We start from the raw sequence: 16,547 nt of genomic DNA on the forward strand, positions 1-16,547 counted from the left end.
GCAGCACGGGCCTTTCCAACCCTCGGCGGCGCATGGGAAGTACCGCCAACCGTGCCGCCGGAGGGCAGTCCAATGCGTACCACTCAGATATTTCTCCGCTCCGGCCTGACCGTGGCCGCCGCCGCTGCGCTGCCGATCGCCCTGGCCGCTCCGTCGGCCGTCGCGGTCAGTTCCGGAATCTCCGTGAGCACCACCGGTTCCAACGTTTCGGTCACCACCAGCGCGTGTCCGAGCAATGGCAGCAGCTTCGGCAACGCCTCCTTGCTCACCAGTGGACAGACGAACTTCTCCCAAGGGCGCCAAGCGTCGCTGACGGGGACGAGCGCCAGTCAGTCCGCATCCTGGTCCAGCGTGAGCCCGGGCACTTATACGGTCATCGTGGTCTGCGCGAACGGAACGACGGCCGGCACCCAGTCCATCATCGTCTCGTCCCCCACGATCCCCACGGCCCCCAAGGAAAAAGCCCCCACGACCTCGTCGACGGCCTCACCGTCGCGCGGAGTCATGGGCGGTCTCGGCGGAGCCGTCAGGAACTACGGCACGGTCACCGTGGTCGGCGGAGCCGTACTGGTCGCCTCCGGCAGCGTGGCGGCGGTCTGGTACCTGCGCCGCCGGGCCAAGCCCAACCGGCTCTGATTCAAGGGCCCGTCACACCGGCAGCCGTCCACCCGACTCCGGTCGGAGGGACGGCCGCCTGTGCGGGGCGACCGCTACTCGGGCTCGGGCGCGGGCAGCCGCTCGAACTCCTCCAGCGCGTGAGCCAGCCACTGGGTCCAGAAGGTCTCCAGGTCGATTCCGGCGCGCAGCACGAGGTGCCGCAGCCGGTCCTGTGGAGTGTCCTTGTCCGGCGGGAAGTCACGCTCCTGAATCCCCTCGTACTCCGCCAACTGCCGCTGGTGCAGCGCAAGATGGCGGCGCAAGTCGGCCTCGACGCCCGCGGTGCCGACGACGGCCGAGGCGCGCAGCCGCAGCAGCATCGTGTCGCGCAGCGGCTTCGGATCCTGGGAGGCCGCGGTCCAGCGGGCGAGTTCGGCGCGGCCCGCGGGCAGCACCTCGTAGCTCTTCTTCTGCCCCCGGGCCGGCTGCTCGGAGGGCAGGGCGCGAATGTAGCCCTCCGACTCCAGTTTTCCCAGCTCGCGATAGATCTGCTGATGCGTCGCCGACCAGAAGTAGCCGATCGACTTGTCGAACCGCCGGGTCAGTTCGAGGCCCGACGACGGCTTCTCGAGCAGGGCGGTGAGGATCGCGTGCGGGAGTGACATGAGGTCATCCTAGGGAGGGCCGCTCCGCGGACCTGGCGCCCGGCCGCGGCCCGCCGGACGCCGCCACGGCCTTGCCGCCTCTCGTAGCCGGGATCTTGACGACAGGCCCCTAGGGGGCTTCTGATGGATCTCCGCGGCGTCGCGACGCCCGGCACGCACTCTCGCCGCACCGGACAAAAGCCCTAGTAGCTCCTCCCCCACGCTCGGCTTCGCTCGCGCGGGGGGACCCCCATCGAGGACTTCCGCCCGGCACGCCGAGAGCACGCACCGAACGCCGCTCCTTCTTCCACGGAGATCCATCAGAAACCCCCTAAAGCGCCGCCGCCAACTCCGTGCCCTGCTTGATGGCACGCTTGGCGTCCAGCTCGGCGGCCACGTCCGCGCCGCCGATGAGGTGCACGTTGCGCCCCGCGGCGAGCAGCTCCTCGTACAGGTCGCGGCGCGGCTCCTGTCCGGTACACAGCACGATCGTGTCGACCTCCAGGACCTGGCTGTGCCCCTCGACGGTGACGTGCAGGCCGGCGTCGTCGATCCGGTCGTACTGGACGCCCGGGACCATGGTGACGCCCCGGTGCTTGAGCTCGGTGCGGTGGATCCAGCCGGTGGTCTTGCCGAGTCCGGCGCCGACCTTGGAGGTCTTTCGCTGCAGAAGGTGGACGGCGCGCGGGGGCGCGGGCCGCTCGGGCGCGCCGAGGCCGCCAGGGGCCCGGTAGTCCATGTCGACGCCCCAGTTGCGGAAGTACGTCGCCGGGTCCTCGCTCGCCTTGTCGCCGCTGTCGGTGAGGTACTCCGCGACATCGAATCCGATGCCGCCGGCGCCGAGGATCGCGACGCGGTCGCCGACGGGGGCGCCGTCGCGCAGCACGTCGAGGTAGCCGACGACACTGGGGTGGTCGACGCCGGGGATCTCGGGGGTGCGAGGGCTGACGCCCGTCGCGACGACGACCTCGTCGTAGGCGTCCAGTCCGCCCGCGGTGACGCGGGTGTTCAACTGGACGTCCACACCGTGCAGTTCGAGCTGCGTACGGAAATAGCGAATCGTCTCGTCGAACTCCTGCTTGCCGGGGACCTTGCGGGCGACGTTGAGCTGGCCGCCGATCTGGTCGGCGGCGTCGTACAGGGTGACGTCGTGGCCGCGCTCGGCCGCGTTGACCGCGCAGGCGAGTCCGGCGGGACCGGCGCCGACGACGGCGACGCGCTTGCGCAGCCGGGTCGGCGAGAGGACGAGCTCGGTCTCGTGGCAGGCGCGCGGGTTGACCAGGCAGGAGGTGATCTTGCCACTGAAGGTGTGGTCGAGACAGGCCTGGTTGCAGCCGATGCAGGTGTTGATGGCCTCGGGGCGACCGGCTTGCGCCTTGGCGACGAAGTCGGGGTCGGCGAGCATCGGGCGGGCCAGCGAGACCATGTCGGCGTGGCCGTCGGCGAGCAACTGCTCTGCCAATTCGGGGGTGTTGATGCGGTTGGTCGTCACCAGCGGGATGGCGACGGCGCCCATGACCTTCTTGGTCACCCAGGCGTACGCGCCGCGCGGCACCGAGGTCGCGATGGTGGGTATACGGGCCTCGTGCCAGCCGATGCCGGTGTTGATGATGGTCGCACCGGCGGCCTCGACGGCCTTGGCGAGCGTGACGACCTCGTCGAGGGAGGAGCCGCCGGGCACCAGGTCGAGCATCGACAGGCGGTAGATGATGATGAAGTCCTCGCCGACCGCCTCGCGTACGCGTCGGACGATCTCGACGGGGAAGCGCATACGGTTCTCGTACGAGCCGCCCCAGCGGTCCTCGCGCTGGTTGGTCTGGACGGCGATGAACTCGTTGATGAGATAGCCCTCGGAGCCCATGATCTCGACGCCGTCGTACCCGGCCTGCTTCGCCAGTCGGGCGGCGCGGGCGTAGTCGTCGATGGTCTGCTCGACCTCGGCGTCGCTGAGCGCGTGCGGCGGGAAGGGGCTGATCGGTGCCTGCAGGGCGCTCGGGGCGACGAGGTCCTGGTGGTAGGCGTACCGCCCGAAGTGCAGGATCTGCATCGCGATCTTCCCGCCCTCGCGGTGCACCGCCGCGGTGATCTCCGCGTGCTGCTCGGCCTCCGCCTCGGTGGTCAGCTTGGCGCCGCCCTGGTACGGGCGTCCCGCGTCGTTGGGCGCTATGCCGCCGGTGACGATGAGGCCGACGCCGCCGCGCGCCCGGGTGGCGTAGAACTCCGCCATCCGCTCGAAGCCGCGCTCGGCCTCCTCGAGGCCCACGTGCATGGAGCCCATGAGCACGCGGTTGGGCAGGATGGTGAAGCCCAGGTCGAGCGGGTTCAGCAGGTGCGGGTAACGGCTCATCGGGCCCTCCGTGCGCGGTGTCGTGCCTCTGTTGTAGACGACGGCACCCTCTTTATGCAACTAGTTGCACAAGCGGGCTCGGGTCGGCGGGCTCGGGTCGGCGGGCAGAGGGCAGCACGCTCGGCTTGGCGGGCTCGGGTCAGCACGCTCGGGTTGACTCGTGCCGGCTGGTTCGGGTCTGCGGGCTCGGGTCGACCAAGGGGCACCCGGACGACCGGTGCGGCGACCGGTCCGGGCCCGGTCGACCGTCATCGGGCGGCCCGCTCACGGCGAGACACAGCGTGCCGCGCCGAACGGGCAACGTGCCGCGCCGGACGGGCAACCCGACGACTTACCGAACACGGCATGTCGGACGCGTCAGCCTGCGTGACTACGGCCGGACGCCGATCACGACGTTGGCGTCCATCTCCTCGGAAACCTCCAGCCGCGTGATCAGACCGCTGCGGGTGAAGGCCTCGACGGCCTGGGGTGCCTGGTGATCGCTCGTCTCGACGAGCAGGCAGCCACCGACGGCCAGCCACCGGGGCGCCTCGGCGGCGACCCTGCGCACGAGGTCGAGCCCGTCCGCACCGCCGTCCAGAGCGACCAGGGGTTCGTGGTCGCGGGCCTCCGAGGGCAGCAGGCCGACCTCCTTGGTGGGGACGTACGGCACATTGGCGGCCAGGACGTCGACGCGGCCGCGCAGCGTGTCGGGCAGGGCGGCGAAGAGGTCGCCCTCGTGGACGACTCCGCCGAACGGCGCGACATTCCGGCGGGCGCAGCGCACCGCGGCCGCGTCGATGTCGGCGGCGTGCAGCTCGGGGCCGCCGAGGGCCGCTGCCAGAGCGGCGCCCACCGCGCCCGCGCCACAGCACAGGTCCACGACGACGGACGCGCCCTTCGCGAGCGCCACGGCCTGGTCGACGAGGAACTCGGTGCGCCGACGGGGCACGAAGACACCCGGTCCCACGTCGATGCGCAGACCGTGGAACCCGGCCCAGCCGAGGACGTGTTCAAGAGGCAGTCCCGCGACGCGCCGGTCCACCATGGCGGTGACCTCGTCGGGGGTGCGAGCGGTGGAGAGGATCAACTCCGCCTCGTCCTCGGCGAAGACACAGCCTGCGGCGCGGAGCGCGGCGACGACGGAAGCAGAAGGAGGGGTCATGAAAGCGAGAGCCTTTCGCGGGGCCGAAGGGCGCTCTCGCGCTCACCTACAGGCGGTGAGCCGCATTGCCTCGAGGCGAGAGCACCCGACCTGACATAGCGGTAATGGGTCTCACCTCCTCGACAACTCCACGGCCGGGGCGGTCCACAGCCGGGACGGCCACCCTACAGGAATCGTCAGACGGCGACCGACTCCTCCAGCTCTTCCTCGACTACCTCCACTTGGGGAACGGCCTCTTCCCGTACGGCGTGACGGGCGCGTTCCCGTACGGCGCCACGGGCGCGCGCCCGCTCGACGGCGCCGGCGACGGCCGTGACCAACAGACCGACCATCAGCCACGCGACCAGTGTCCCCACGTTGCCGGACAGGCCGTCGCGGTCGAAGTAGAGGAGGCTGCGGATGCCCTCGACGAATCCGGCGCCGTTCCAGAAGGCGTGCAGGGTGCCGAAGAAGCCGTTCTGGAGCTCCGGCCGGAACAGGCCCCCGGAGCTGGTGAAGTTGAGCATCACGAAGAGCACCATCATGGCGAGCGTGGTCCACCGCTTGAGGAAGGTGTGGAGCCCGACGCCGATGAAGAGGATGCCCGCGGAGTAGAGCCAGCTCATCCCCCACACGGTCATGAGGTCGTGGTGTGCGAGGTGGAAGACGGGCCCGGCGAGCGCCGCGCCGATGACGCTCACGACGCCGGAGACCCCGACGGCCAGCAGCGCGCGTATCCGAAGGAGCAGCCCCGCACCCGCGGCACCGAGCGCGGCGACGGACGCGTACGAGCCGATGCTCACCGCGATCAGCAGGAAGAACAGGCCTTGGCCGGTGGGGTCGTCGTCGACCGGCGGGGCGACGTCGGTGACCCTCAGCACCGCGCCCTGCTGGGCGGCGACCGGTGTGAAGACCTTCTCGACCGCCATGGCACCCATGTCGGACGCGGCGGTGGCGACGACCAGTTGGGGCGACTTCGCGCTCAGTACGTAAGCACCGGTGATGTCACGGGACTTGAGCAGGTCCACCGCCTCGGTGCGGTTCGGGACGGTGCGGACGTCGAGCTTGTCCCCCGCCTTGTCCTTGACCGTCTGGGCGAAGACCTTCACCTCGGGGCCGGTGCCGACGACAGCGACGGGCAGGTGATGCGGCTCCGGCGTCACGAACGCGCCCATATAGGCCAGCCCCATACCGAGACACATCAGCAGGGGCGTGACCAGGTGCGTGAGCACATGGCGCAAGGCCGGCGAGCGCAGGCCGGTGTCCACAAGACCTCCATTGGTTGGCATATACAACCCTCTATCAAGTTGTACTATACAACCAGACGAGTGGAGGAAGGTCCCGTGAAGGCACCCGAAGAGTCCGATGAGACGGTTGTCACCACCGGCGCGTCGGCGGACGCGACCGGCACTTCGTCGGACACGGCCGGCACATCGGCCGCCGACGCGGCTGTCGAGAGCATTCAGCGCGAGATGACCGCCTTCGCCCGGCGGGCCCGGGCCACGGCGGGGCGCATGCACCCCGAGCTGTCCCTGGTCTCGTACACCCTGCTCGGTCACCTGGAGGAGTGCGGCGGCTGCCGTGCCACCGACCTGGCCTCGCACTACGCGCTCGACAAGTCCACCGTGAGCCGTCAGGTGGCCGCGCTGCAGCGGGCCGGGCTCATCGAGCGGCGGCTGGACCCCGACGACCATCGGGTGCAGGTACTGCATCTGACGGAGGCGGGCACCCGGATTCTCGCTCAGGTCACCGAGAGCCGCCGTGACGCGTTCCGGGAGCGGCTCTCGGGCTGGCCGGAGGAGGATCTGGAACGGTTCGCCGCGTATCTCGTGCACTACAACACGGCGCACGAACCGCCCGTCAGAAAGGGATCCGCGAGCTGAGGAGCTCCCGCCCGCGGTCGTCAGGTCCGCGTCGTCATCGGGCTCCCACGACCTCGTCCCCCAGGCGCTCCGGCACCCGTGTGGCCATGAACCGGGTGGTGCGGCGCAGTCGGAAGCCCAGGGATTCGTAGAGGCGAATGGCGCTGGTGTTGCCCGCGGCGGTGTGCAGGAAGGGGGTCTCGCCGCGCTCGCGGATGCCGTGGGCCACGGCCAGGATGAGCCGGGTGGCCAGGCCCTCGCCGCGGAAGCCGGGGTCGGTGCAGACGGCGCTGATCTCGGTCCAGCCCGGCGGGTGCAACCGCTCCCCCGCCATGGCGATCAGGGCGCCGTTCCGGCGTATTCCGAGATAGGTGCCGAGCTCGACGGTGCGCGGCAGGAAAGGGCCGGGTCTGGTCCGTTCGACCAGGTCGAGCATCTCGGGCACGTCGGCCGGACCGAGCCGCAAGGCCTCGGCGTCCGGCGCCACGGCGAGCCCGTCGTCGACGAGTTGGACGCCCTCCAAGCTGAAGGTCACCTCCCAGCCGTCGGGGGTCTGCCCGGTGAAGCCCGCCAGCGGGGCCTCGCCACCGGGGCCCACCAGGACCGCCAGATCCGCCCAGTCGACGGCATCCGGCGCGTCGGGCAGGGCCAGCCACGGCGATACGTCCGCGGGGTAGCGCAGGACGCGGCCGCGGCGTTCGGCGAAGTGGGCGTGCGGGCCCGTGAGGGAACCGAGGGCGGGATTGTCCAGCGGGTGCGGTCCGGTCGGCGTACCGAGCCCCGGATGCTCCGGCGAGTGCGCGCTCATGCGGACACCTCGATCACGATCTTGCCGCGCGCGTGACCGTCCTCGACGGTGCGCAGTGCCTCACCGGCCCGATCGAGCGGGAACGTCCTGGTCACGAACGGCCGCAGCTTTCCGTCGACCACGAGCTTCGCCACCTCGTCGAGCACGGCGGCCGTCCGGGCCCGTGCGACGGGTACGCCCCCGAGCCGCGCGACCGTCTCCCGGTCGGCACCCGTGATCAGCTTCGTACGGTCGGTCAGCAGCGTCGCCGCGGCTTCCAGAACCTCGCCCCCGACGAGGTCGAACACGGCGTCCACGCCGTCCGGCGCCGCCGCGCGCACCCGCTCCGCGAGGTCGGGCCCCGACGGGATGTGCAGGGCTCCGAGCGACTCGACGAAGTCCTTCTTGCCGTCGCCCGCGACCCCGACGACGCGCAGCCCGAAGGCACGCGCGATCTGCGTGGCGGCGACGCCGACCCCGCCGCCCGCGCCGGTGATCAGCACGGTGGCACCAGAAGGAAGATCCAGCTGGCGGATTCCGTCGTACGCGGTGGCCGCCGCGACGGGCAGCGTCGCGGCCTCCGTGAACGACAGCTCGGCGGGCTTGTGCGCGGTGACGGCGACGGGCAGGAGCGTGTGCTCCGCGTACCCGCCGGTCACCGGGTTGCCGAAGACCTCGTCCCCCGCGCTGAAGCCGGTCACGTCGGCGCCGACCTCCTCGACGACCCCCGCGACCTCATTGCCGAACACGGCGGGCAGCTCGGGCTCCGCGACGCCCGGGCGGCGGTACCCCGTCCGCTGTTTCCAGTCGACCGGGTTCACACCGGCCGCGCGCACTGTGACGAGGATCTGGCCGGGGCCCGGGCTCGGCCGGCCCCGCTCCACCAGGGCCTCGACCTCGGGGCCGCCGTACCGCGTGAAGACGTACGCCTTGGGCATCTGCTCCCTCTCTCCTTCACTGTCACCAGTCGCGGGGCCGCTGTCACCGGTTGTAGTTTTACGGGCCACCGGACTGGCTCTAGGGGGACGCCGCGGAGATCCATCAGAAACCCCCTAGCGGCAAGGAAGATCGCGGCACGGCTATTCCCCGGCCTCGGGAGAGTTCATGCGTCCGCAATGATCGGGGGGCGCCCCGGCACGGAGCAGGGTGCACCACGGCGTACGGTTGAATGCGTAAGCATTGATCAGGCTCGACCCGCGGGCCGCCGTCCCGGACGGCCTGGAGGCACCACCCGTATGAACGTCACGCGAGGCTTCACCGGGCGCCCGCGCGCCCACAACACCGGACTGCCGCCCGGGCAGTACGACGCGGGCGACGACTGGCCCGTCCTGTCCGCCGAGGTCACACCCGTCCTGGCGCCCGGCGACTGGACCTTCCGGATCGACGGTCTGGTGGCCGAGCCGCGCACCTGGGGCTGGGAGCAGGCGCACGCGCTGCCCGCCTCGGCGTACGAGGGCGACATCCACTGTGTGACGAGCTGGTCGAAGTTCGGGGTGCGGTTCGGGGGCGTGTCCCTGAACGCGTTCCTGGACATCGTGCGTCCCGACGCGACCGCCACCCACGCGGTGGCGTACTCGCACACCGGGTACACCACAAACCTTCCGCTCGCCGACCTCACCGGCGGCCGGGCCTGGATCGTGTGGGAGTACGACGGGAAGCCGCTGTCGGCCGAACACGGCGGCCCGGCACGGCTGATCGTGCCGCATCTGTACTTCTGGAAGAGCGCGAAGTGGATCGCGGGCTTGCGGATCCTCGACCACGACGAGCCGGGCTTCTGGGAGCAGAACGGCTATCACGCACGCGGCAACCCCTGGGAAGAGCAGCGCTACTCCGGTGACTGAGACGGCCGTATCCCCGATGACCGAGACCTTCGTACCCCCGATGACCGAGACCTTCGTACCCCCGACGGCCTTCGCCGTGCCCGGGCGGATCGCCGTGAGCAGTCGTGCCGCGGTCACCTGGCAAACGGCCACGCTCACCGAGATCCGCCGGGAGACACCGCACGCCGCCACCTTCCGGTTCGCGGTTCCGCAGTGGATGGGGCATCTGCCCGGGCAGCATCTGATGCTGCGGCTGACCGCCGAGGACGGGTATGTGGCGCAGCGCCATTACTCCATCGCGTCGCCGCCCGATGACACCGGGCACATCGAGCTGACGCTCGATCATGTCGAGGGCGGCGAGGTCTCCGGCTGGTTCCATGAGGTCGCCGAGCCCGGCGACTCGGTCGAGGTGCGCGGCCCGCTCAGCGGCTTCTTTGCCTGGCCCGGCGACCGGCCCGCGCTGCTCATCGGTGCCGGCTCCGGTGTCGTACCGCTGATGTCGATGCTGCGCCACCACCGCGCGCGGGCTCTGGACGTGCCGCTGCGACTGCTCGTCTCGGCGCGCAGCCCCGAGGAGCTCATCTACGCGCGGGAGTACGGCCCGGAGACCACGCCCGTGTTCACGCGCGGCGCGCCGGACGGTGTGCCGGTGGGACGTATGACGGCCGCCCATGTGGCGCCGCTCCTGGCCGAGCAGCCTCCCGGTGGGTGGGAGGCCTATGTGTGCGGCTCCAACGGGTTCGCGGAGCACGCCTCGCGATTGCTCGTGGAGGCGGGTCAGCCCGTGGACCGGATTCGTATCGAGCGGTTTGGCTGAGGCGTTTCCCGCGTCCCCGCCGTCAGTTGTGCGGCACGACGGCCACGGGACACGTGGCGTGATGGATGAGTGAGTGCGCGGCGCGGCCCAGGCCCTCATCCGAGCGGCGACCGATGACGAGCAGACCGGCCCGGGTGGACGCCTTCAGCAGATGGTGTCCGGGGTGGCCGTAGACGACCTGCTCGGAGACGGGCGTCTCGGGGAACTTGTGGCGCCAGGACTGCAACGTGCTGGTCAGCACGTTCCGCTTGCCGTCCTCCCGCTCGGCCGTGTCGCCGGGCAGGGGCACCCCGGGCGCGAAGCCGCGCAGTGGGGGCAGGGTCCAGGTGTGCACCACGTGCAGCGGCGCCGAGCGGACCGCGGCCGTGTCGAAGGCGTAACGGATGAGGTCGTCCGCCGGGTGGTCCAGGTCGAGGCCGAGGACCACCGGAAGGTACGGGGCGGCGCTCGGGGGTGTGCCGTCGACCGTGGGCATCCGTTCGTCCTCGGGGAGTTCGCCCGCGCGCACCAGCACGACCGGGTGTTCGGCGCCGGCCGCGACGGCGAGGGCGACCGAGCCGATCAGGAATCCGGCGAACCCGGTGAAGCCGCGTGAGCCGAGGACCAGGGTCTCGGCCTCCGCGGCCTCCGCGAGCAGCGCCGGGACGGCGGGGGTGTCGGTGGTACGGGCGATGATGTCCAACGCCGGGTGGGCGTAGGACAGTTGGATCGCGGCGCGGTCGAGTGCGGAGCGGGTGCGCCCGGCCGGGACGTCGACGTCCGGGATCCGCGCGGGCACGACGGGGTTCGGCCCGGCGTGCAGCAGCCGCAGGGGGAGACGGCGACGTCCGGCTTCGCGGGCCGCCCAGTCGGCGGCGTCCAGACTGGCGCGCGAGCCGTCGATGCCTACGGTGATGGTGCGGGTGCCGATGGTCATGGCTCCTGCCTTCCGGGGAGTTCGGTGGTCGGCCGGTCCAGGGCTGCCGTTCACCGCTCGGAGTGAGTGCGCGAGTTCCACAGCGGGCGCGGTTCAGTCGTACGGCGCTGGAATCGGCGCGGGGTCCGCTGTGGACGCTCGCAGCCGTCCCCGGTGCGCCGGGAGAGGCGAACCGGCCTCCCCCGTGGGCCGAACGGCCCGCGTGTCGCGGGCGCCCGAGCCGCTCGGCCCACGGGGAAGTGGAGGCGCGCACCCGGGGACACGGCCGGCACCGCGTCGCGCCGCTCCGACGTCATGGGGACGCGCCGAACCGGAGTGGAACAGGAGGACGGCGTGACGCGTGCGGTGCACTCCCCCTACGACAGCCGCGCACCCCTGTGAAGGGACCATTCGGCCCTGTCGAGGCATGCCGCAGTACGCGACGATCGATCGCGGGCCTCTGCCTCCGGGGCCCAGCATCCGGGGAGCAGTGGACCGTACAGGACGCAGTGGACCGTCCGGGGAGCAGTGGACGTCCAGGAAGCAGCGGACGTCCAGGAAGCACTGGACCGTCCGGGAAGCGGTGAACATGGACGAACCAGAGCACGCGCCGCCCACGCCACCCGTCAGGGTGTTCCTTCTCGACGACCACGAGGTGGTCCGCCGGGGACTGCACGACCTCATCGACGCCGAGCCGGACATGGAGGTCGTCGGGGAGGCCGGAACGGGTGCGGAGGCGCTGGTCCGTGGACCGGCGCTGCGGCCCGACGTGGCGATCCTGGACGTCCGGCTCCCGGACAGTGACGGGATCACCGTCTGCCGTGAACTGCGCACGCGGACGCCGGGGTTGGCGTGTCTGATGCTGACGTCGTTCGACGACGACGATGCGCTGCTGGACGCGATCATGGCGGGGGCGTCCGGCTACGTGCTCAAGCAGATCAGGGGCTCGGATCTGATTTCGGCGGTCCGTACGGTCGCCTCCGGGCAGTCGATGCTCGATCCGGCGACGACCGCGCGGCTGATGAGCGCCCTCAGGGATCCTCGGGGCGAGGGCGCCGCACAGCAGGAGGAGGACGCCCGGCTGACCGTACTCTCCGAGCGGGAGCGGGAGATCCTCGCCCTCATCGGCGAGGGGCTCACCAACCGGCAGATCGGCGAGCGGTTGTACCTCTCCGAGAAGACGGTGAAGAACGGGATTTCGCGGTTGCTCGCCAAGTTGGGGGTGGAGCGGCGCATCCAGGCCGCGGTGATCGCGGCACAGTTCCCGCCGCGGCCGGGGCGGGAGGGGTGACCCGGGCGGGACGGACTCAGCGTGACCGGAGCGGCACCCGCCACTCCAGGCGTGTACCGCCTCCCTGACGCGTCGTCACTGTCAGTCGCCCACCCAGCCGTTCGGCCCGTTCCGCGAGGTTGCGCAGTCCGCTGCGGCGGCCGCTGTCCGTCTCCATGCCGACGCCGTTGTCGTCGATGCGGAGCGTGAGGTGCCCCTCGCGCACGACGAGGGCCACCTCCGCCGCGGTGGCCGCCGCGTGCCGGGCCACATTGGTGAGAGCCTCGCCGACGACGGCGACGGCGTCCTCGGCGATGGCGCCCGGGACGTCCACGTCGATCAGCCCCTCCATACGCAGGGCGGGCGTGAAGCCGAGCACGCCCGCCGCCTCCTCCAGCGCGCGCACGACGCGGATGCGCAGACCGGCGTCGGGGGTCTCGTGGGCGCGCAGTCCGAAGATGGTCGACCGGATGATCTTGATGGTGGTGTCCAGGTCGTCGACAGCCCGGCCGAGCCGTTCGGCGGCCTGCGGATGCTGCACGAAGCGCTGGGCGCTCTGCAGGGTCATCCCGGTCGCGAACAACCGCTGGATCGCCAGATCGTGCAGGTCGCGGGCGATCCGGTCGCGGTCTTCGAGCAGGCTCATCTGCTCTGCGTCGCGCCGCCGTTCCGCCAGTTCCATCGCGAGGGCCGCCTGCCCGGCGAACCCGAGCAGCGGCACGGTCTCGACCTCCGTGAAGGGCGGCCTCGCGGCGCCCCGGGCCAGCACGAGGACACCGCGCAGCCCCTCGCGGGTGCCCATGGGCACGGCGACGGCGGGCCCGAGGCCCTCCCAGCGGTCGGGGCCGTAGGTGATCCGGGTGTCCTTGCGGACGTCGGCGGTGTTCACGAGCGTGCCCGCGGTCAGGGCGGCGCCGGCGAAGGTGCCCTCCCTGGGCAGCACGAGTCCCAGGTGTTTCCCGGCCTGGTGCCCGAGCGCGAGCGCCCCGCGCAGGTCGCCGGTGCCCTCGAGCACGAGGTCGACGACGCCCAGATCGGCCCCGGTGATCTCCCGGGCCCGCTCCAGCATGACTTCCATGACCTGCGTCTCCGGCACCCCGGACAGCAGCCCGCTGGTGATCTCCGCGCCCGCCTCCAGCCAGCGTTCCCTGAGCCTGACCTCGGCGTACAGGCGGGCGTTCTCGATGGCCACACCGGCGGCCACGGCGAGCGTGGCGAGGACGGCCTCGTCCTCGGGGTCGAACTCTCCGCCACCGCGCTTCTCGGTCAGATAGAGATTGCCGAAGACCGTGTCGCGCACCCGGATCGGGGCGCCGAGGAAGCTGCGCATCGGCGGGTGGTGCGGCGGGAATCCGGACGACGCGGGATGCTCGGACAGCTCCGCGAGCCTCAACTGCTCCGGGTTCCGGATGAGTTCGCCGAGCAGACCGTGCCCGGAGGGCAGGTCGCCGATGGCCGCCCTCACCTCTTCGCTCACGCCCACGGTGATGAACTGCGCGAGCTTGTGCCGCTGGCCGATCACGCCGAGCGCTCCGTACTCGGCGTCCACCACAACGACGGCGGCCTCGACGATACGGCGCAGCACTTGCGCCAGGTCGAGCTCGCGCCCCACCGACAGCACCGCCTCCAACAGGCTCTGGAGCCGGTCACGGGTGCCCCGGACGGCCTCGATCCGCCCCTGCAGCTCCTCCAGCAACTCGTCCAGGCGCAGCTTCGGCAACCCGGCCCCGTCCCCGCCCATGCGCCCCTCCCCAGGCGAGAGGCGACGAGACGTCACCACTCTGGCTCTCACCGTAGCCGCTGAACGTGGCCGGGGCAGCGGGGAGTCGAATGTGGCCGAGACGTGGCGAAGCTGCCCTGCGCACGACTTCGCGACCGGCCTCACCCACACCGGTGCGGACGCCGGACGCACGCACCGCACGAGGGGCTCGGACACCGGTGGGAGCAAGGCTTGGCGACCTCCGACGGCACCCGTACGGTGTGATCATCCGCACCCCTGATGTCAAAGGTGGTCCTTCATGGCCTTGTTCGACCTCCCCCTCGACGAGCTCCGCGACTACCGCAGCGCGTCCGCCGAGCCAGAGGACTTCGACGCCTTCTGGGCCAAGACGCTCCAGGAGGCCCGTGAGCACGACCTCGCCGCGCGCTTCGAGGCGTTCGAGACACCGCTCAAGACCGTCAAGGTGTACGACGTCACGTTTGCCGGATTCGGCGGGCACCCGGTCAAGGGCTGGCTGACCGTCCCGGCCTGGGCGAACGGGCCCCTGCCCACCGTCGTCGAGTTCGTCGGGTACGGCGGCGGACGCGGCCTCGCGCACACGCATCTGCTGTGGGCCTCGGCGGGCTTCGCGCACTTCGTGATGGACACGCGCGGCCAGGGCAGCGCATGGGGCGGCGGCGAGACCCCGGACCCGGTGGGCAGCGCGCCCGCTTTCCCCGGTTTCATGACGCGCGGGATCGAGGACCCCGAGGGCTACTACTACCGGCGGCTGTTCACGGACGCGGTGCGCGCCGTGGAGGCCGCACGCTCGCATCCGCTGGTCGACGAGGCACGCATGGCGGCCCTCGGCGGCAGCCAGGGCGGCGGTATCACCCTCGCGGTGGGCGGTCTGGTGCCCGACCTGGCCGCGATCGTGCCCGATGTGCCGTTCCTGTGCGATTTTCCGCGCGCCACGGTGATCACGGACCGCAACCCCTACCGGGAGATCGGCAACTACCTCAAGACCCACCGCGGCCGCACCGAGCAGGCGCTGCGCACGCTCTCCTACTTCGACGGAGTGCACTTCGCCGCCCGCGGCCGGGCACCCGCCCTGTTCTCGGTCGCCCTGGAGGACCAGACCTGCCCTCCGTCGACGGTCTTCGCGGCGTTCAACGCGTGGGCCCACGACGACAAGAAGATCGAGGTGTACGACTTCAACGACCACGAGGGCGGCGGCCCCTACCAGGAGGCGGCCCAGCTGAGCTGGCTGCCCGACCACCTCTGAGGCCCGCGATGGACACGGCTCAGGCGGCGCGGCGCTTCGTCAGGGTGTGGGAACGGGCCTGGGCGGCCCACGACGTGGACGCGATCCTGGAGTTGTACGCCACCGACTGCGTTCACCGCTCCATGCCGTTCCGCGAGCCGCACGAGGGCCGGGACGAACTCGCCACGTATGTACGGTGGTCCTTCGCGACCGAGCAGACGATCGACGTTCGATTCTCCGAACCGATCGTCGGGCAGGACGGCCTGGCCGTCGCCGAATTCCGCGTCCTCGCGGAGGAGGACGGGCAGCCGTCGTCGCTGGCGGGCTGTGTCTTCGTACGCTTCGACACGGCCGGTCTGGCGGTGGAGACCCGCGACTACTGGCACAGCACCCCGGCGTACGTAACCTCTCTCCCATGGGAGATGACTTAGTACAGCGAGCGCACTGGGGGAATCTGGAGGGACAGAACTGGGCCGGCTTGGCCCGACTATCCACCGAAGAGACCGAGGGCGAGATCTCCTCTGACGCTACGTCGGAGGAGGCTGCCCCTCGGTTCATCACCGGTAGGGACATCAAAAGCACGGAGGAGCAGGAGCGGGACGGTCGCGGGTTCGTCGAGAGCCGAGGCGGTCGCTACGTGCACACCTACATGGAATCTGACACGTCCGCGTGGAAGCGCAGGCAGGTGCGCCTGCCGGACGGCAGTGTCGGCTACCGCGTAGTTCGTCCCGTGTTCGAGGGCGCCTTAGAAGATCTCAAGCCTCGCCGAGATGCACATGGAGAAGGTCTCCATCTACTACGGCATGACCGAGACCTCGCCGGTCTCACTGCAAACGCGGAGGGACGACGACCTGGAGCACCGCACGGGCACCGTCGGGTGGGTGCTCCTGCACATCGAGGTCAAGGTCGTCGACCCGATGGACGGCGTGACCAAGCCCCAGGGCACCCCCGGCGAGCTGTGCACCCGCGGCTACAGCGTGATGCTCGGCTACTGGAGCGAGCCCGAGAAGACCGCCTAGGCCGTCGACGAGGGGCGCTGGATGCACACGGGCGACCTCGCCGTAATGCGCAAGGACGCCTACATCGAGATCGTCGGCCGCATCAAGGACGTGATCATCCGCGGCGGCGAGAACATCTACCCCCGCGAGATCGAGGAGTTCCTGTACGCCCATCCGAAGATCGCCGAGGTCCAGGTGGTCGGGGTGCCTCATGAGCGCTACCGCGAGAAGGTGCTCGCCGGCGTCATCCCCCGCGACCAGGCCGACCCGCTGACGCTGGAGGAGCTACGGGCCTTCTGCGAGGGCCGGTTGGCGCACTACGAGATCCCCAGCCGGCTGAGGATCCTCGCTTCCTTCCCGATGACGGTGTCGGGGAGGGTACGCAAGATCGAGTTGCGGGAGGAGCCCGCACGGGAGCGGTGAC

The 16,547-nt window shown here is 70.9% G+C and carries 15 protein-coding genes and 1 pseudogene; 8 read left to right on the top strand and 8 right to left on the bottom strand.

The annotated features are described in order from the left end of the window. The first annotated feature begins 72 nt into the window (after window positions 1-72). Window positions 73-636, top strand: coding sequence for a hypothetical protein (locus tag IEY95_RS00845; protein ID WP_189183851.1), 564 nt, complete (start codon window positions 73-75; stop codon window positions 634-636). A 74-nt stretch (window positions 637-710) separates the two neighbouring features. On the opposite strand, the gene IEY95_RS00850 is transcribed toward IEY95_RS00845, so the two are convergent. The 4 genes from IEY95_RS00850 to IEY95_RS00865 form a co-directional block, all read right to left on the bottom strand. Next, window positions 711-1,262 (bottom strand): PadR family transcriptional regulator, encoded by a 552-nt coding sequence (locus IEY95_RS00850; RefSeq protein WP_189183852.1) that lies wholly within the window; start codon window positions 1,260-1,262, stop codon window positions 711-713. Window positions 1,263-1,572: 310 nt separating this feature from the next. Continuing rightward, on the bottom strand, window positions 1,573-3,588 hold the full coding sequence (locus tag IEY95_RS00855; RefSeq protein ID WP_189183853.1) for an NADPH-dependent 2,4-dienoyl-CoA reductase: 2,016 nt from the start codon (window positions 3,586-3,588) through the stop codon (window positions 1,573-1,575). A gap of 370 nt (window positions 3,589-3,958) precedes the next feature. Beyond that, the gene (locus IEY95_RS00860) at window positions 3,959-4,732 is read right to left on the bottom strand and encodes a putative protein N(5)-glutamine methyltransferase (protein WP_189183854.1); all 774 of its coding nucleotides are present in this window, start codon (window positions 4,730-4,732) and stop codon (window positions 3,959-3,961) included. A 176-nt stretch (window positions 4,733-4,908) separates the two neighbouring features. Next, entirely contained in the window at window positions 4,909-5,967 is a 1,059-nt protein-coding gene (locus tag IEY95_RS00865; protein WP_373294428.1) for a hypothetical protein, read from the bottom strand. 216 nt (window positions 5,968-6,183) lie between these two features. Here IEY95_RS00865 and IEY95_RS00870 point away from each other — a divergent pair, with 216 nt between their 5' ends. Next, window positions 6,184-6,594 (top strand): MarR family winged helix-turn-helix transcriptional regulator, encoded by a 411-nt coding sequence (locus tag IEY95_RS00870; RefSeq protein WP_189184580.1) that lies wholly within the window; start codon window positions 6,184-6,186, stop codon window positions 6,592-6,594. A gap of 34 nt (window positions 6,595-6,628) precedes the next feature. Here the strand turns inward: IEY95_RS00870 and IEY95_RS00875 are convergent, their stop codons facing one another. Then, window positions 6,629-7,381 (bottom strand): GNAT family N-acetyltransferase, encoded by a 753-nt coding sequence (locus IEY95_RS00875; protein WP_189183855.1) that lies wholly within the window; start codon window positions 7,379-7,381, stop codon window positions 6,629-6,631. After that, a complete protein-coding gene (locus IEY95_RS00880) occupies window positions 7,378-8,298 on the bottom strand; it encodes an NADP-dependent oxidoreductase (RefSeq protein ID WP_189183856.1) in 921 nt (306 codons plus the stop codon). Before IEY95_RS00880 ends, IEY95_RS00875 begins: the two co-directional genes overlap by 4 nt. Before the next feature lie 297 nt (window positions 8,299-8,595). On the opposite strand from IEY95_RS00880, the gene IEY95_RS00885 reads away from it, so the two are divergent. Together IEY95_RS00885 and IEY95_RS00890 are read left to right on the top strand one after the other, a co-directional pair. Beyond that, window positions 8,596-9,201, top strand: coding sequence for a sulfite oxidase-like oxidoreductase (locus IEY95_RS00885; protein WP_189183857.1), 606 nt, complete (start codon window positions 8,596-8,598; stop codon window positions 9,199-9,201). A gap of 40 nt (window positions 9,202-9,241) precedes the next feature. Beyond that, window positions 9,242-9,997, top strand: coding sequence for a ferredoxin reductase (locus IEY95_RS00890; RefSeq protein WP_189184581.1), 756 nt, complete (start codon window positions 9,242-9,244; stop codon window positions 9,995-9,997). 22 nt (window positions 9,998-10,019) lie between these two features. Here IEY95_RS00890 and IEY95_RS00895 read toward each other — a convergent pair whose 3' ends face one another. Then, the gene (locus tag IEY95_RS00895) at window positions 10,020-10,913 is read right to left on the bottom strand and encodes a universal stress protein (protein ID WP_189183858.1); all 894 of its coding nucleotides are present in this window, start codon (window positions 10,911-10,913) and stop codon (window positions 10,020-10,022) included. A 568-nt stretch (window positions 10,914-11,481) separates the two neighbouring features. Between IEY95_RS00895 and IEY95_RS00900 the strand changes: the two genes are divergently transcribed. Beyond that, complete coding sequence (locus IEY95_RS00900; protein WP_189183859.1) at window positions 11,482-12,183, top strand: response regulator; 702 nt, start codon at window positions 11,482-11,484, stop codon at window positions 12,181-12,183. Window positions 12,184-12,199: 16 nt separating this feature from the next. Here the strand turns inward: IEY95_RS00900 and IEY95_RS00905 are convergent, their stop codons facing one another. Further along, window positions 12,200-13,903, bottom strand: coding sequence for a sensor histidine kinase (locus tag IEY95_RS00905; protein ID WP_189183860.1), 1,704 nt, complete (start codon window positions 13,901-13,903; stop codon window positions 12,200-12,202). Window positions 13,904-14,180: 277 nt separating this feature from the next. Between IEY95_RS00905 and IEY95_RS00910 the strand changes: the two genes are divergently transcribed. From IEY95_RS00910 to IEY95_RS00920, 3 genes and pseudogenes are all read left to right on the top strand, one after another. Next, the gene (locus tag IEY95_RS00910; protein WP_189183861.1) at window positions 14,181-15,146 is read left to right on the top strand and encodes an acetylxylan esterase; all 966 of its coding nucleotides are present in this window, start codon (window positions 14,181-14,183) and stop codon (window positions 15,144-15,146) included. Window positions 15,147-15,154: 8 nt separating this feature from the next. Beyond that, window positions 15,155-15,556: a nuclear transport factor 2 family protein gene (locus tag IEY95_RS00915; RefSeq protein WP_189183862.1), complete on the top strand. Its 402-nt coding sequence runs from the start codon at window positions 15,155-15,157 to the stop codon at window positions 15,554-15,556. Between the two features lie 330 nt (window positions 15,557-15,886). Continuing rightward, a pseudogene (locus tag IEY95_RS00920) lies at window positions 15,887-16,546 on the top strand (AMP-binding protein); the annotation flags it as partial. Between the last annotated feature and the right edge of the window lies 1 nt (window position 16,547).

It is taken from the genome of Streptomyces albiflavescens, assembly GCF_014645835.1.
In the GTDB taxonomy this organism is placed as follows: Bacteria; Actinomycetota; Actinomycetes; order Streptomycetales; family Streptomycetaceae; genus Streptomyces; species Streptomyces albiflavescens.

Coding starts and splice junctions, on each gene's coding strand:
- IEY95_RS00845 (WP_189183851.1), top strand. CDS start 73: ATGCGTACCACTCAGATATTTCTCCGCTCCGGCCTGACCGTGGCCGCC.
- IEY95_RS00850 (WP_189183852.1), bottom strand. CDS start 1,262: ATGTCACTCCCGCACGCGATCCTCACCGCCCTGCTCGAGAAGCCGTCG.
- IEY95_RS00855 (WP_189183853.1), bottom strand. CDS start 3,588: ATGAGCCGTTACCCGCACCTGCTGAACCCGCTCGACCTGGGCTTCACC.
- IEY95_RS00860 (WP_189183854.1), bottom strand. CDS start 4,732: ATGACCCCTCCTTCTGCTTCCGTCGTCGCCGCGCTCCGCGCCGCAGGC.
- IEY95_RS00870 (WP_189184580.1), top strand. CDS start 6,184: ATGACCGCCTTCGCCCGGCGGGCCCGGGCCACGGCGGGGCGCATGCAC.
- IEY95_RS00875 (WP_189183855.1), bottom strand. CDS start 7,381: ATGAGCGCGCACTCGCCGGAGCATCCGGGGCTCGGTACGCCGACCGGA.
- IEY95_RS00880 (WP_189183856.1), bottom strand. CDS start 8,298: ATGCCCAAGGCGTACGTCTTCACGCGGTACGGCGGCCCCGAGGTCGAG.
- IEY95_RS00885 (WP_189183857.1), top strand. CDS start 8,596: ATGAACGTCACGCGAGGCTTCACCGGGCGCCCGCGCGCCCACAACACC.
- IEY95_RS00890 (WP_189184581.1), top strand. CDS start 9,242: ATGACCGAGACCTTCGTACCCCCGACGGCCTTCGCCGTGCCCGGGCGG.
- IEY95_RS00895 (WP_189183858.1), bottom strand. CDS start 10,913: ATGACCATCGGCACCCGCACCATCACCGTAGGCATCGACGGCTCGCGC.
- IEY95_RS00900 (WP_189183859.1), top strand. CDS start 11,482: ATGGACGAACCAGAGCACGCGCCGCCCACGCCACCCGTCAGGGTGTTC.
- IEY95_RS00905 (WP_189183860.1), bottom strand. CDS start 13,903: ATGGGCGGGGACGGGGCCGGGTTGCCGAAGCTGCGCCTGGACGAGTTG.
- IEY95_RS00910 (WP_189183861.1), top strand. CDS start 14,181: ATGGCCTTGTTCGACCTCCCCCTCGACGAGCTCCGCGACTACCGCAGC.
- IEY95_RS00915 (WP_189183862.1), top strand. CDS start 15,155: ATGGACACGGCTCAGGCGGCGCGGCGCTTCGTCAGGGTGTGGGAACGG.